Source organism: Halanaerobacter jeridensis (assembly GCF_016908315.1).
Taxonomy (GTDB): Bacteria; Bacillota; Halanaerobiia; order Halobacteroidales; family Halobacteroidaceae; genus Halanaerobacter; species Halanaerobacter jeridensis.
Window position 1 is genome coordinate 34,351 of the sequence record NZ_JAFBDQ010000014.1, and the last position, 16,487, is coordinate 50,837.

The 16,487-nt window shown below is 33.7% G+C and carries 9 protein-coding genes; 1 reads left to right on the forward strand and 8 read right to left on the reverse strand.

Features of this window, described 5'->3' with window-relative positions; translation table 11 throughout:
* Positions 1–7: 7 nt before the first annotated feature.
* The 5 genes from JOC47_RS12020 to JOC47_RS12040 form a co-directional block, all read right to left on the reverse strand.
* A complete protein-coding gene (locus tag JOC47_RS12020) occupies positions 8–607 on the reverse strand; it encodes a thymidine kinase (RefSeq protein WP_204702325.1) in 600 nt (199 codons plus the stop codon).
* A 358-nt stretch (positions 608–965) separates the two neighbouring features.
* On the reverse strand, positions 966–1,808 hold the full coding sequence (locus JOC47_RS12025; protein WP_204702377.1) for a sugar ABC transporter permease: 843 nt from the start codon (positions 1,806–1,808) through the stop codon (positions 966–968).
* A gap of 30 nt (positions 1,809–1,838) precedes the next feature.
* Positions 1,839–3,221 carry an ABC transporter permease subunit gene (locus tag JOC47_RS12030; protein WP_204702326.1) on the reverse strand — a complete coding sequence of 461 codons (1,383 nt, stop codon included), beginning with the start codon at positions 3,219–3,221 and terminating at the stop codon, positions 1,839–1,841.
* A gap of 76 nt (positions 3,222–3,297) precedes the next feature.
* Positions 3,298–4,530 carry an extracellular solute-binding protein gene (locus tag JOC47_RS12035; RefSeq protein WP_204702327.1) on the reverse strand — a complete coding sequence of 411 codons (1,233 nt, stop codon included), beginning with the start codon at positions 4,528–4,530 and terminating at the stop codon, positions 3,298–3,300.
* 427 nt (positions 4,531–4,957) lie between these two features.
* Complete coding sequence (locus JOC47_RS12040) at positions 4,958–8,734, reverse strand: phosphoribosylformylglycinamidine synthase (protein WP_204702328.1); 3,777 nt, start codon at positions 8,732–8,734, stop codon at positions 4,958–4,960.
* Positions 8,735–9,084: 350 nt separating this feature from the next.
* On the opposite strand from JOC47_RS12040, the gene JOC47_RS12045 reads away from it, so the two are divergent.
* Positions 9,085–9,966 carry a LysR family transcriptional regulator gene (locus JOC47_RS12045; RefSeq protein ID WP_204702329.1) on the forward strand — a complete coding sequence of 294 codons (882 nt, stop codon included), beginning with the start codon at positions 9,085–9,087 and terminating at the stop codon, positions 9,964–9,966.
* A gap of 55 nt (positions 9,967–10,021) precedes the next feature.
* Here the strand turns inward: JOC47_RS12045 and JOC47_RS12050 are convergent, their stop codons facing one another.
* The 3 genes from JOC47_RS12050 to JOC47_RS12060 all read right to left on the reverse strand — a co-directional run bounded on the left by JOC47_RS12050 (position 10,022) and on the right by JOC47_RS12060 (position 16,358).
* Positions 10,022–10,216 (reverse strand): YgaP family membrane protein, encoded by a 195-nt coding sequence (locus JOC47_RS12050; protein ID WP_204702330.1) that lies wholly within the window; start codon positions 10,214–10,216, stop codon positions 10,022–10,024.
* 195 nt (positions 10,217–10,411) lie between these two features.
* Positions 10,412–10,681 (reverse strand): stage V sporulation protein S, encoded by a 270-nt coding sequence (locus JOC47_RS12055; protein ID WP_204702331.1) that lies wholly within the window; start codon positions 10,679–10,681, stop codon positions 10,412–10,414.
* A 154-nt stretch (positions 10,682–10,835) separates the two neighbouring features.
* Positions 10,836–16,358, reverse strand: a complete 5,523-nt coding sequence (locus JOC47_RS12060; protein ID WP_204702332.1) for a tandem-95 repeat protein — start codon at positions 16,356–16,358, stop codon at positions 10,836–10,838.
* Positions 16,359–16,487: the final 129 nt, after the last annotated feature.

A 16,487-nucleotide genomic window follows, 5' to 3' on the forward strand; every position in this document is an offset into this window, starting at 1 on the left:
AACTCAATTATTTTTTAATCTCGTGACAACGTCGACAACGCGCCTCATATGTCTCATCTGCTCCCACAACAACTACTGGATCATCTATACTAGCTGGTTCCCCATTAATTAAACGTTGGGTTCTAGTAGCTGGATTAGAACACTTAACACAAACTGCATGTAGTTTAGTTACATATTCTGCTCGTGCCATTAATTCTGGGATAGGTTTAAAACCTCGCCCAGCAAAATCAGTATCTAATCCAGCTACAATTATCCTATACCCGTCTTCAGCTAACTCATCTACTAACTCAATTAAATCCTCAGAAAAAAATTGGCCCTCATCAATTGCTACTACATCTAAAGTTTCTTCTTGATTATGCTCTTTGATTTTATTTCTAATTCCTGCTACATCATCAACAATCTGTGCCTCAACTGTAATCCCATTATGAGTAGCAACTTCAGTATCACTATAACGATTATCAATACTCGGTTTAAAAACAAGAACCTCTTGTTGAGCAATCATTGCTCTCTCTACGCGTCTAATTAATTCACTACTTTTTCCTGAAAACATTACTCCAGTAATTAATTCAACCCATCCTGCTTCAACACTACCATAATAACCGTGCATAAAATTACTCCTTTCGTTAGTCCAAATTAAAATCTCAATTACTAGTTTATAAATTATATTTTTAAAAGTCAAATCTATATAAAGCTTCACTTAAAAAGTGAAGCTTTATAGTAATAAGTAATGAGAAAAGAGTGATGAGTAGAAAATCAAAAACAAAGTCAAAATCAAGTTCAAAACCTTTCATTTCAAAGGAATTTAAATGGGTTTTGAGGTTTTGACTTTAAGGTTTTTACTCATTACTGATTACTTTTTACTCGTCACTATAAAATTGCACTGAAAGTGCAACTTTATATAGCTAATATTTCAAAAAAGAAAAGAACTCTGAGGTACACCCCAGAGTTCTTAGATTTGTAATGAATTATTCTTTTGTTGCCCCAGCACTTAAACCAGAAATAAAGTACTGCTGCATAGATAAGAATAAGACCATAACTGGAATAGCAGAGATTACTGCTCCAGCTGCAAACATAGTCCAATCTTGCGAGAACTGACTAGCTACCATACGGTACAAACCAACAGCTAGAGTTAACTGTTCTTGTGACTGTAGCAATAAACTCGCTAAAATAAAATCACTAAAGGGACGAATGAAGTTAAACATTGCTACTACTGCTAACATGGGCTTAGCTAAAGGAAGCATAATCTGCCAGAATATCCTGAACTGACTTGCACCATCAATCTTAGCAGCATGAATTAAACTAGTTGGAATACTATCAAAGTATCCTTTTAACATCCAACTTGCAAATGGAACAGCCCCACCGGTATAGATGATTAACAATCCAGTATGTGTATCTAATAGACCAAACATACTCAACAATACATAGATTGCAACAATTGCCATCATTGGAGGAAACATTTGAATAACTAAGAATAACATCAAACCATATTCTCGACCCCAGAAATCTAGTTTAGCATAAATATAACCAGACATTGCTGTTAGCATAACTGCTATTATAGAAGATAAAACACCAAGTTTAATACTATTCCAATACCAGACGAAAAATGGATAATCATTACTAAAAATTAACTCTTTAAAATTATCTAAAGTAGCACCGGCTGGAATTAAACTAGAACTACTTAAGGAGTTATTAGGATTAATAGAAGCGCTAAGAATCCAAATGGTAGGATATAGTGCTATAATAATCATTACTATTACTACACCATAGGAAGCTATTAAACCCAGATTTGACTTTTGCTCTGCTGTCAAAAAACCATCATCTTCTTTAATCTGTGCCATTTATCTCAACTCCTCTTCTTTAAAAGCATCAGACTGTCTAAATTGATAAACACTAAACCCTGCTATCATGAAGAATATAATAATTGAAATAGCAGCACCATAACTATATAATCCTTTACGAATAACCAATTTATAAACCCAGGAGATTAAGATATCAGTACCACCAGCACCTGTACTAGAAAACTTGAAGACTGGGGGTCCACCATCATTCAATAAGAAGATTATCCCAAAGTTGTTAAACTGAAAAGCAAATTGCATAATTAATAATGGTGTTACCTGTCTTACCACTAATGGTAAAGTAATATGGAAAAACTTTTGTAAAATAGTAGCTCCATCCACAATTGCTGCTTCGTATAGAGTTTCAGAAATACTCTGTAAAATACCAGAACAAACAGCCATAGCAAATGGGAATGATAACCATAAATTCACCATTAAAATTGCTAGTTTAGCATACAGTGGGTCACTTAGCCATTGTATTTTATCAAAACCAATTAACATTAACATCTTATTAATATGACCAAAATTATAATTTAATAGATAACGCCAAATTAAGATAGAAACAAAGGCTGGAATTGCCCACGGCACTAATAAAATAGTTCGAAATACGTTTCTGAACTTAATATGTTCGTGGTTTAATACAACTGCTACAAATAATCCTAAACCATAGCTTAAAATTGTAGAAGCTATAGCCCAAATCACAGTCCAAGTAAATACTGACACAAACGCACCTTTCCATTGAGTAAACATAACTAAATCTTTAAAATTACGTAAACCAATCCAACTTAAAATTTGACCTGGTGGTAAGTGATTAGCATCATAGTTAACAAAGGCTAAGCAGATTGTAAAGATTACTGGAAAGACTGTTGCTACCAATAATACTACCATTCCAGGAGACATTCCAATATACGGAAATCCAGCTTCCAAAAAATTGTCCCAAGATTTAGAAAAATCAGGCGTTTCTTCACCTTGGTCAACTAATTTTCCATTTTTATAGGCATCAACTATATTAAAAATATGGATCCCTATTAAAATAAAGGTGAATATAATAGCCACTAATCCTTCAATTAAAAAGAATAACGAGTGATCTTCACCTGGAATAGTTCCTAAGGTATAAACTCCATAAATTTTTTGCTGTAAATAATTCAATAAATAAAAAGGCTCAAAGCTTAAACTAATTCCGGGTAACTTTATATTTCCAAGAACCAAAGATGTGATATCAATATTAATAAACCAAATGATAGATTGATAAATAATAAATAAAATACCTTTTAAATACTGCTTATTTTTTAACTGCCCTAACCCCATAAATAAAGCCGAAAATAAAGAACTCATCCACCGTTGATTACTGTTTGTACTTATATTAGTACTACTTTCAGGTTTCACAACATAACCTCCTCAATAAGTTTTAAAGTTAATACAGCCCTGCACAATCTTCATACAGGGCTGTGTATATAAATGATTATCTTCCCATCAATTGAATCCCTTGCTTAATTTGTTGTTCAGTCATCGGCATAATCTGCTTAGCAGGTGCCTTACCATTGATCACAAAATCGATAGCATTATTAACTGGATTCCAAACTGTACTCATAGCTGGAACACTAGGCATTACTTTGCCGCGCTGAGCTTGCTTGTAGAAAGGATATAACAATTCATCGTTTTTAAACTCAGAACTATTAACTACTTTGACATGGGGAGCAATAATATTATTTTCTTGATAGTGATTCATAGAATTTTCAGCATTTGTTAGGAATTTAATAAAATCTGCTGCTGCTTGCTTATTATCACTAAATTTACTTACATAATATCCTTTTGTTCCTGTGAATTGCTTTGGATATTTACCATTTGGTAACTTAGGCAATGGTTTTACCCCCATATTAATTCCTGCTTCTTTAAAGTCTTTTAACATCCACGGTCCCATAATAATTGCAGCATTTTTACCTTCCATAAATAAACCGTTAGCAGTTTGACCTGTTGTTCCTTTAGGGATTAGTCCCATATTTCTAAATTTCTTAAGGAAGTTAGCAGCTTCAACTGCTTCTTGACTTCCAATGCCTATATTATCAATATCATATCCGCCTCCTGCTTCTTCTTTAAATACATAAGCTCCATATCCGAAGAAGAAACCACCAGAGAAATAGAAGTCACCAATTTTGTATAATAAACCATACTCATTTTTACTTTCATTTGTCATTTTTTGAGCTTTCTTCATCAACCCCATCATTGTATCAGGAATACTATTATATTTATCTTTGTTATAAACTAATGCTGTAGTCTGAAAAGCATAAGGAAGTCCGTATAACTTACCATTGTAAGTTAAAGATTTAATTGGATTATCAGCAAAATTTTCTTCAGCATATCCACTTGGTAAATAACTTTTAATTGGAGCAATTAGCCCCTGCTTAATAGATTTACCTAATTTATCATGAGGCCAAGCTACTACATCAGCCCCTTTACCAGATGGACCATCTAATGATAATCTTTGTGCTTGGTCTAACTCCTCTACTACACCAATTTCAATTTTGATTCCTGTCTGATTTTGATATTTATCAGCCATATCCTGCATCCAATCATGCTCTGGACCACTCGGTACCCAAATTTCTAAGCTATCAGGTTGTGCATAAACTGCTGATGTAACTAATACTCCTAATACCATAACCATAGCTACAACTATACCAATAAGTCTTTTGTTCATAATTTACCCCTCCTGTTTTTAATAGCAACTAGATTTAAGTGGCAGGAACAAAACTGAACTATTCTTTTTGACTATAAAATTATAAAATTATGTAAAAGAAATTCCTCTTTCCTACCATTAAAGTCAAATCCCCCTCAACTCCACTTATATTCTTGTAAATCCATTATTATTCATTTTTTCTTATTTTTTACTTTTAAAGGGGTGATAGGATTATTATTCTAGATTTTTGTTTATATTCCTGCCAAAAAATATAAAAAAATTACTGTTTAAATTTTACTTAGAAGTTAACTATTGCTGTTGTGTCCATTATACAACATAAAAATGAGATTGTAAATTATTTATTACAAAAATGTAAAAAAAGAGCAGAAACTAATCTGCTCTTTTTGCTCTTAGAAACTATTTAATTATTTTAAATTATTCACAGTCATTACTTAGTGAAATATTCTACTCCTGCTTGGAACAATTGCTGTTCTTTTTCTCCAATAATATTTTTACAAACATTACTTCCAACTCTTTCAGAATGACCCATTTTTCCTAAGACTCTGCCATCAGGACTAGTTATTCCTTCTATAGCCCGCACAGAACCATTCGGATTAAATTCTATTTCAGAAGTAGGTTCTCCATCTAAATTAACATATTGAGTAGCAACTTGTCCATTAGCTAATAAATCATTAATAGTTTTCTCATCTGCCACAAAGCGGCCTTCACCATGAGAAACTGGAATTGTATGCTCCTCGCCAACTTCAAGATTAGCTAACCATGGCGATTTATTAGAAACTATTTTGGTTTTAGCAGCACAAGAAATATGACGGCCTATTTGATTATAAGTTAATGTTGGTGCATCTGCTGTTAATTTTCTTATTTCTCCATAAGGTACTAATCCTAATTTAATTAGGGCCTGGAAACCGTTACAAATACCAATCATTAATCCATCACGTTCATTTAAAAGATTCATCACTGCCTTTTTGACTTTAGGGTTTCTAAAGACAGTTGCAATAAATTTACCAGCTCCTTCAGGTTCATCACCAGCACTAAATCCTCCTACTAAAGCTACTATCTGAGAAGATTTAATCGCCTCAGCTAATTCATCAATTGCATCTTCTATTTGTTGCGGAGTTAAGTTTTTAAAGATTAAGGTCTCTACTTCTGCTCCTGCTTTTTTAAATTGCTGAGCTGTATCATACTCACAATTTGTTCCAGGGAAAACTGGAATTAAAACTTTTGGTTTATCTACTTTATTGGCACAAGTATGAATTTCTTCCGCATGATAAGGTTTAAATTCAAATGTTTCTCCCTCATTGTCTACTTTAGTCTGATAAATCTCTTCTAATGGCTGTTCCCAACTTTTAATTGCATTATTAAGATCGATTTCACTATTATTTACTTTAATCTTTTCTGCCTTAGAAGTTGTACCTAATAATTCATAATCCACACCATTAAATATCTCATCCAATTTTTGATTAGCATTTACTTCTAGAACTAAAGCACCATATTGAGGGCCAAATAATTCTGCTTCTGACATATCACTAGCAAAATCAAAGCCGATCTTATTTCCAAAAGCCATCTTAGATACTGCTTCTGCTATTCCGCCGCGCGTTACTGCTCGAGCAGATAAAATCTTGTTATCAGCAATTAAGTTTTTAACCCGCTCATAAGCTGTTGTCAATTTAGCAAAATCAGGCATATTAGCTTCATCTTTTTCGACTGGAATATAAACTACTTGATTATCACTCTCTTTAAATTCTGGGGAAAGCACATGATTAACATCTACTGGGTCAACAGCAAAAGAAACTAAAGTCGGAGGCACATCAATTTCATGGAATGTACCTGACATACTGTCTTTACCGCCAATTGCCGGTAATCCAAATTTTTTCTGGGCATGATAAGCCCCTAATAAAGCACTGAAAGGTTTACCCCACCGTTCTGGATTATCTCTTAAACTTTCAAAATACTCCTGGAAAGTAAAGCGGATATTTTGATAACTTCCTCCACTAGCTACTACTTTAGATACAGATTCAATCACTGCATATAATGCACCATGGAAAGGACTCCACTCAGCTAAGTTTGAATCATAACCATGACTCATCAGCGTTCCCGTATTTGTTTCTCCCCCAAGAGTAGGTATCTTAGCAGCCATACTCTGCGTTGGAGTTAATTGATATTTCCCACCATAAGGCATTAGTACTGAACCAGCACCAACTGTACTATCAAATTTCTCAACTAAACCCTTTTGACTACAGATATTTAAATCACTTAAATTTTCTAGCCATTTTTCTTCTAAATTATTCTCACTATTTAATCTATCTTCAGCAGCTGTTTCAAAATAGCTATCTGCCTTAGGCTCCTGAACTTTTACTGTAGTCTCTTGCGTAGCACCATTGGTATCAAGAAATTCTCGACTTAAATTGATAATATCATCGCCATTCCAATTCATAATTAAACGCCCATGATCTTTTACTTCTGCGACTACTGTTGCCTCTAAATTTTCTGTTTGGGCCAATTCTTTAAAACGCTCTACATTCTCTTTATCTAACACTACTGCCATCCGCTCTTGTGATTCAGAAATAGCTAACTCTGTACCATCTAATCCTTCATATTTTTTCGGCACTGCATTTAAATCAACTTCTAAAGCATCAGCTAATTCACCAATTGCAACTGATACTCCTCCTGCTCCAAAATCATTACTCTTCTTGATCATTTGACTCGCTTCAGAATCTCTAAATAGCCGCTGAATCTTTCTTTCTGTCGGCGGATTACCTTTCTGTACTTCTGCACCACAAGTCTCTATTGATTCTTCTGTATGTTCCTTAGAAGAACCAGTTGCACCACCACATCCATCACGACCAGTTTTACCACCAACTAAAATTACAATGTCCCCCGGCTCAGCATCACCGCGGTACACATCTTCACGCGGAGTAGCAGCTACAACTGCTCCGATTTCCATGTGTTTAGCTAAAAAACGCTGATTATATTCCTCGTTAACATGTCCTGTAGCTACTCCAATTTGATTTCCATAAGAACTATAACCATCAGAAGCCTCTTGCGCTATCTTCTTCTGCGGCAATTTGCCCGGAATCGTATCTTCTATAGCTTGTCGGGGGTCACCACAACCAGAAATTCTCATTGCTTGATAAACATAAGACCGCCCAGCTAATGGGTCCCGAATACAACCACCTAAACAAGTTGCTGCACCACCATAAGGTTCAATTTCTGTCGGATGATTGTGCGTTTCATTTTTAAACATAACTAACCATTCTTCAGTTGCACCATCAACATCAACTGGCACCACAATACTAGAGGCGTTAACTTCATCTGACACTTCCAAATCTTCTAATTGCCCTGCTTGTCTTAACTCTTTCATCCCCATTAAAGCAATATCCATTAAACAAATATCTTTATTGTCAGAAGGATAAACTTTATCTCGTCCTGCTAAATACTCATTATATGCTTTAGCAATCGGCTGCGTATATTTAGTATCTGGAATTGTAACATCTTTAATTTCAGTTAAGAAGGTAGTATGGCGGCAGTGGTCAGACCAATACGTATCCAAAACCTTAATTTCAGTAATTGTCGGATCTCTTTCTTCTTCTTGATAATACTTTTGCGTATGCAGCAAATCTGCTTTACTCATTGCTAAACCTAATTCAGTTAGTAAATTTTTAATCCCAGATTCGTCTAATTCAATAAAACCATCTATTGTAGCTACCTCTTCTGGCACTTCATAATTTAAATCTAAAGTATTCGGCTTCTTTAAACTAGCCTCTCTGGAATCAACGGGATTAATATGATAATCTTTTATTTTCTCTACTTCAGACTCAGTTAAATCTCCTTCTAGAACAATAATGCTAGCATTTCTCACAGTAGGTTTTTCATCATTATCATTTAAAATCTGCATACACTGTTCTGCTGAATCAGCCCGTTGATCGTACTGGCCTGGCAAGTACTCTACTCCAAAAGCTAATTCATCTTCAGCAACTGGAAGTTCTTCTTCGTATAACTCATCAACTGGTGGTTCCGATAAAATAGTGTGACAAGCCTGCTGATAAGCTTCATCAGATAACCCTTGAATATCATAACGATGTAAAACTCTTAAATCTTCTAACTCTTCAAGCTGCAAAGTCTCTTTAAAATCCGCTAGTAATTTTTCCGCTTCTACGTCATAACCATCTTTTTTCTCTACATATACGCGCCTAATTTTGGACATTTTTTGGCCCCCATTGCTTTAAGATTAAATTTATTAGTTCTTTCTTTTGATTTCTATTATCCCTTGCAAGTTACACTTCTATTATAGTATGCTATAATTAAGTAGTAAAATTAATAGTTCTTATGTGATTGATTAGTATTGCTTATAAAGTGTAGCTTTCGGGATTAAGATAAAATAATTTCTTCGCTTAGAAATTATTTTATCTTAATCCAAGGCAGTCTTACTTTAATGATGGGGGTCACGACTATACTATTATGAAGTTGTTTATTTTTTGATTGTGCTTTTTGGTTTTGAATTTTAATTTTTAATTCTCAATTATTCATTATCAATTGTTAATTGGAGGAAAAAACATGAACGTAAACTACGAATTATACAAAGTCTTCTACCATGTCGCTAATCACTTAAGCTTTTCCAAAGCAGCAGAAAAATTATATATTTCTCAATCAGCAGTTAGTCAATCAATCAAAACATTAGAAGAAGAACTAGATACAAAATTATTTATCCGCAGCACTAAGCAAGTAACTTTAACTAAAGAAGGTAAAACTTTATTTGAGCATATTAAACCAGCTTTTAACTTAATTAAAAACGGAGAACAGAACATTCAAGATATTAATTCCTTCAAAAAAGGAGAAATCCATATTGGGGCCAACGATACTATCTGCAAATATTTTCTGCTGCCCTACCTGAAACAGTTTCATGAACTATATCCTCAAATTCACATTCAAATTACTAATCGTACTTCTGCTAAATGTGTAGAATTATTAAAAGAAGGCGCTGTTGATTTAATCATTACTAATCTACCTAATCAACAAATCACTGAACAGATGGAAGTTACTAAAGTATTCTCATTTAAAGATGTCTTTATTGCTGGGCCAAAATATAATGAACTCAATCAAGAGACAATCAAATTAGAACACTTAGCTAATTATCCTATCTTAATGTTAGAAGAAAAGACTACGACCAGGACATTCTTTAATCAGTTAATGGATGAATTCGAAGTTGAACTGAATCCAGAAGTAGAATTAGGCAGTATAGATTTATTAATTGAAATGGCTAAAATAGGGCTGGGAATTTCTTTTGTTCCTGAATACTGTCTTGATAGCGAAGAAAGAGGTTTGTTTACTGTTAATTTACAAGAAAAATTAACTACAAGAAATCTAGGCTTAGTGACTAATGAAAAAATCCCTTTTTCTACTGCTAGTCAGAAATTCATTGAGCTGTTGCTTGATTAAATTTAGCTTTGAATAAAAGCAAAAGTGCTAGTCAGTTGACTAGCACCCTTCTCCGCTATTTTTGTTCTTTTTTAGAACAAGTGGAAACTCCTAAGACTGAATAAAGAGGACAATTACCTAACGAAGCAGTAATTAACGGCACAATTCCAATTGCTCCCCACCAACTTTTAGTTACAATTCCGACGACTATTAATGTAATCCCTAAAATAATTCGAGCTGTTTTGTCTAATTGACCAACGTTTTTCTCCATTATTAACCACTCCTTGTGTAGTGTTTTAATTAGCAGTCAATTCAGAAATCTTATCTACTTTCTTAAGATTTTATATTTTTGATAATGATTATTGTTATTAATATTATATCATAATTTTTACTATAGTACCAAATTAAATATTTACTATACAAAAAATAATACCAGCCTCGCGGCTGGATAATTAGAAATGATTTTTTAACATTCTTCAGTTACTTCTACAATCAATTTAATAGCAGTTCTTTCATCACCATCAATCTCTACATCCATAAAAGCTGGAATACAAGTTAAGTTAATCTCTTCTGTTTCTATTTTGTCTCTAGCAATAGCTACTGCCTTGACTCCTTGATTTACTGCTCCAGCTCCAATTGCCTGCAATTCAGCGTATTCTTCCTCTTCTAAAGTGTTCACTAATGCTTCAGCTACACTTTTTGGATTAGAATCTGTAGCTACTTTTAAAATTTCCATGTCGTTGTGAATACCTCCTTATGTAATATAAAATACCCTTGTACATATTATATTAATTAAAACTTAAAATATCCCTTCTCTATAGTTAATTTTTTGAAATTATTTTTATAAAAAAACCATTTGCTATGATAACAAATGGTTTTTATTTTATATTTTAATTTTCAAGACTAATCTCTAAATGGCAATATAACTGAGCTAAAGAAAATTCCTGCACTCTTACATAGTAAGTTCCAGCTGCTAGATTTTGATTGTGTAATTCGCCATACATACTATCATAATCATCATTAGAAGCAATTAGGTTTTGGGAACTATCATATAACATTACAGCAGTATCACAACTTTGTTCATAAAAACTAGTTACAATCTGATAACTTCCTGAATTAGCTATAGTAACTTCAATATATCCTGTATCACCAGATGGTTCATCAATATCCATTGACAAGATAGAAGTAGCATTAACTGTTAAATTTACTGTAGCAGTTGCTGTTCCACCATTGCCATCTTCCATATCATAAGTGAAACTATCTGTGCCTGTATATCCTGCATCTGGAGTATATCTCAAACTATCTCCTTCTTGCGCTACCGTTCCATCTGTTCCACTAGTAAATCCTGTTATACTTATTGTATCTCCATCTATATCACTATCATTAGTTAGTACATCTATTAGTACTGTACTATCTTGGTCGACTTCTGCTGTATCATCAGCAGCAACCGGCACATCATTAACCGCATTAATTGTTACATCCACTGTTCCTGTTGCTATCCCTCCCATACCATCGCCTATATCATAGGTGAAACTATCACTACCATTAAAGTCTGCGTCTGGCGTATATCTTAAACTATCTCCCTCTTGCGCTACCGTTCCATCTGTTCCACTAGTAAATCCTGTTATACTTATTGTATCTCCATCTATATCTGTATCATTAGCTACTATATCTATTAGGATTGAACCGTCTTCATCTACTGTTACACTATCATTAGTTGCAACTGGTAAATCATTAATCGGATTAATTGTTAGATCTACTGTTGCAGTATCGCTTCCACCACTACCATCACTGATATCATAGGTGAAACTATCTGTTCCGTTATAATTAGCATCTGGAGTATAAGTTACTGTGCCATCACCATTATTTACTACTGTTCCATTAGCAGGGGCTGTACTTCCTACTATACTTAGGCTATCTCCATCTAGGTCACTATCATTTAATAATAAATCTGTTAAATCTATAGTTTTAGCCGTATCCTCATCAGTAGCAAAACTGTCATCTTCTGCTGTTGGAGCTCTATTTACATCATTTACTGTAATAACTGTAGATTCATTACTGGACTCTCCATTTGCTGTTGCTACAAAAGTTACTAAATGCTCTCCGGATTGACTATAATCTGGAGTAAAATCAAACTCTCCTGTATCAAGGTCAAAATTAGCACCTACAGGTAAATTATTAACACTTAGAGTAATCGTATCTCCTTCTATATCACTGGCCGTTACTGTAAAGTTTAATCTTTGACCTTCATCTACACTTTTATCAGTAATTGAATCTATCACAGGAGGATCATCTATTGCGTTAATAGTCACATTCACTCTTCCAGTTGCTGTTCCTCCATTACCATCACTTATATTATAAGTGAAACTATCACTTCCATTATAATCTGCATCTGGTTTATATCTTATACCTTCTCCTAAACCTTCTATACTAACTGAACCATTATTTGCTGAACCATGAGGAAACAAATTATCAAAACCAATTAGATCGCCATCTACATCTGTATCATTAGCAAATACATCTATAAAGACTGACCCATCTTCATCTACTGTAGCACTATCATCTACTGCTATTGGATCATCATTGATTGCATTAATCGTTATATTAACTGCTCCAGTAGCTGTGCCGCCTCTGCCATCATTGATATCATAATTAAAACTATCTGTACCGTTATAATTCTCATTAGGTGTATAAGTTACTGTTCCATTACCATTATCTACTGCTGTTCCATTATTTCCATCAGTAACTCCTATTAGATTTATGCTATCTCCATCAGGATCACTATCATTCGCTAATATATCAATTACTACACTATTATCTTCATCTACGTTAACTGTATCATCACTTGCTACTGGAGCCCGATTCACATCTCCTACACTAATTGTTATAGTTTCACTATCATTTAAATCACCGTCACTAACATCAATAGTTAAACTATAATTTCCTTCATCATCAAAACTTGGAGTCCAAGTAAAAGTTTGAGTGCTGCTATCAAACTTATCAGCCACATCTCCACTTGCATTATAAGTTAAGTTATCTTCATCTATATCACTAGCACTGACTGTAAATTCTAATAGTTCTCCTTCATTAACACTCTTATTTCCTATCGCGCTTAACACTGGAGCATCATTAACTGCTGTTACTGTAATATCTACTGCTGCTGTCGCTGTTCCTCCATTACTATCACTTATATCATAACTAAAACTATCACTTCCATTATAATTGCTATTTGGAGTATAAGTTATTGTCCCATCTCCATTATCTACTGCTGTTCCATTAGTTACTGTAGAAACTGCATCAATAAGCAAATTATCACCATCTAGATCACTGTCATTAATAAGTGGATAGATCACAATAACGTCGTCTTCTGCTACTTCAACTGTATCATTAGTTGCTGTTGGAATATCATTTACAGAATTAATGGTCACCTTTACTTCTCCTGTTGCTGTTAAAGTTCCATCACTGATTGTATAATTAAAAATATCTGCACCATTATAATTTTCATCTGGTGTGTAAGTTACTGTCCCATCTCCATTATCTACTACTGTTCCATTATTTCCATCAGTAACTCCTATTAGATTTATACTATCTCCATCAGGATCACTATCATTCGCTAATATATCAATTACTACACTATTATCTTCATCTACGTTAACTGTATCATCACTTGCTACTGGAGCCCGATTCACATCTCCTACACTAATTGTTATAGTTTCACTATCATTTAAATCACCATCACTAACATCAATAGTTAAACTATAATTTCCTTCATCATCAGGACTTGGAGTCCAAGTAAAAGTCTTTGTACTGCTATCAAACTTATCAGCCACATCTCCACTTGCATTATAAGTTAAGTTATCTTCATCTATATCACTAGCACTGACTGTAAATTCTAATAGCTCCCCTTCATTAACACTCTTATTTCCTATTGCATTTAATACTGGAGCATCATTAACTGCTGTTACTGTAATATCTACTACTGCTGCTGCAGTACTACCATTACCATCACTTATATCATAACTAAAATTATCTGTACCATTATAATTTTGATCTGGAATATAAGTTACTGTTCCATCTCCATTATTTGTTGTTGTTCCATTTGTACCATCACTAACTTGAATAACAGTTAGCTTATCTCCATCAGGGTCACTATCATTACTGATTAAATCTATAGTTAAATTATTATCTTCAGCAGTTGTGCCCGCATCATTAACTGCAGTAGGACTTCTATTTTCATTAGCTACGTTAATTTCTATACTTTGACTATCATCTAATACTCCATCACTTACTTTAATTATTAAACTATACTGACCAGCACTATCATAATCTGGATTCCAACGAAATACTCCTGAATTACTATCAAATTTATCAACTAAATCTCCCTTAGCACTATAAGATAAATCATCTCCATCTATATCATTAGCACTAACCATAAATTCTAATAGTTCTCCTTCCTTAAGACTCTTGTTTTCTATTGGAGCTAATACTGGAGCATCATTAACTGCTGTTATTGTTAGCTCCACAGTTCCTGTTGCTGTAATTAGGGAATCACTAATTGTATAACTAAAGCTATCTGTTCCAGCAAAGTCTGCATCAGGTGTATAAGTTGCTGTACCATCTCCATTATCTATTACGGTTCCATTACTTGCATTATTAACTTGGGTTAAACTAATATCATCGCCATCTGGGTCACTATCATTAGCTAATAAATCTATTGTTACACTTTTATCTTCCTCAACACTAATTATATCAGTAACCGCTATTGGATAACGATTAACATCACCCACACTAATTGTAATAGTTTCACTATCGCTTAAATTACCATCACTAACATCAATAGTTAAACTATAGTTACCAGCGTCTTCAGAACTTGGAGTCCAACTAAAAGTTTGGGTGCTGCTATCAAACTTATCAACTACATCTCCCTTAGCACTATAAGATAAATCATCTCCATCTATATCGCTAGCACTAACGATAAATTCTAATAGTTCACCTTCATCAACACTCTTATTTCCTATTGCAGTTAACACTGGAGTATCATTAATCGGATTAATAGTCACTTCTACTTCAGCTGTAGCAGTTAATTCTCCATCACTAACTATATAGTTAAAAGTATCTGTACCATTAAAGTTAATAGTTGGAGTATAAGTTACTGTACCATCCCCATTATCTATTACTGCACCATTACTCCCATTAGTTACTTGGGTTATAACTAAGCTGTCATCATCGAGGTCACTATCATTTTCTAAAACATTAATAATAACTATCTCATCCTCATTAACTGTAGCCATATCATCAATTGCAGTTGGACTATCATTAACGGGATTAATAGTAACTTCAACTTCAGTAGAAGTACTTAATTCTCCATCGCTAATTGTATAATTAAAAGTATCTATACCATTATAATTTTCATCTGGAGTATAAGTTACCGTTCCATCTTCATTATCTACTACTAAACCATTACTCCCATTAGTTACTTCGGTCATAACTAAACTATCACCATCAGGATCACTGTCATTAGCTAATAAATCAATTGTTACACTTTTATCTTCATCTACATTCACAGTATCCTCATTAGCCAATGGAGGCTGATTAACATCTCCTATACTAATTATAATAGTTTCACTATCACTTAAATTTCCGTCACTAACCTCAATAGTTAAACTATAATTTCCTTCCTCACCAACTACTGGAGTCCAAGTGAAAATCTGTGTAGCTGCATTAAACTTATCAGCTACATCACCACTTGCACTATAGCTTAAATCATCTCCATCACTATCACTCGCACTCACTATAAATGAAATTTCTTCTCCCACTTCCCCATTTTTATTTCCTATTGTAACTAATTGAGGGGCTTTATTTGTCTCTTTTACAATTATAGTTATTGTCTCGGTTACAGTATCCGTTCCATCTGTAGCACTAACTATTAACTCATATTCTCCAATATCAGTTTTGCTAGGAGTCCAAGCAAATTCTTGAGTTTGTTTATTAAAATATTGTGCTAAATCACCACTGGCACTATAAGTTAAACTATCTCCATCAGGGTCAACTGCCTCTACCTTAAAAGAAATTGGATTAGTGATTGTTACAACTTGATCAGGTATTGAATTGAAACTAATTTTCCCTTTAAAAATCGCTTTAATAAATTTATCACTAACCATAACTAAAGTTGCTTTATTAGAAGAGCCGGTGATATCACTTTCCCATTTAAGAAATTCCCAGCCCTCTTCTGGGATAGCTTCTAGGTTTAATTCTTTATTCTTATTATAATTACCAGCTCCAGGTTTAACTGTTCCTTCACCCTCTATAGTAACTTCTAATTTATATTTTTTTAAATCCGAATCACTAGAACAAGCTGCTAAAAATACAGTCATTATTAATAAAATAATAAGTATGAGCCGCTTTATTTTCATATTCATCCCCCCTTTTTTTATTTTCACAGAATATTATAGCCCTATTATGATTTAATTTTACTATTCTTAGCAACTATTTGTTAGTACCCAAAAGTAGTATTTTGCAGGTAAATGTATTCTTTTGTCGAA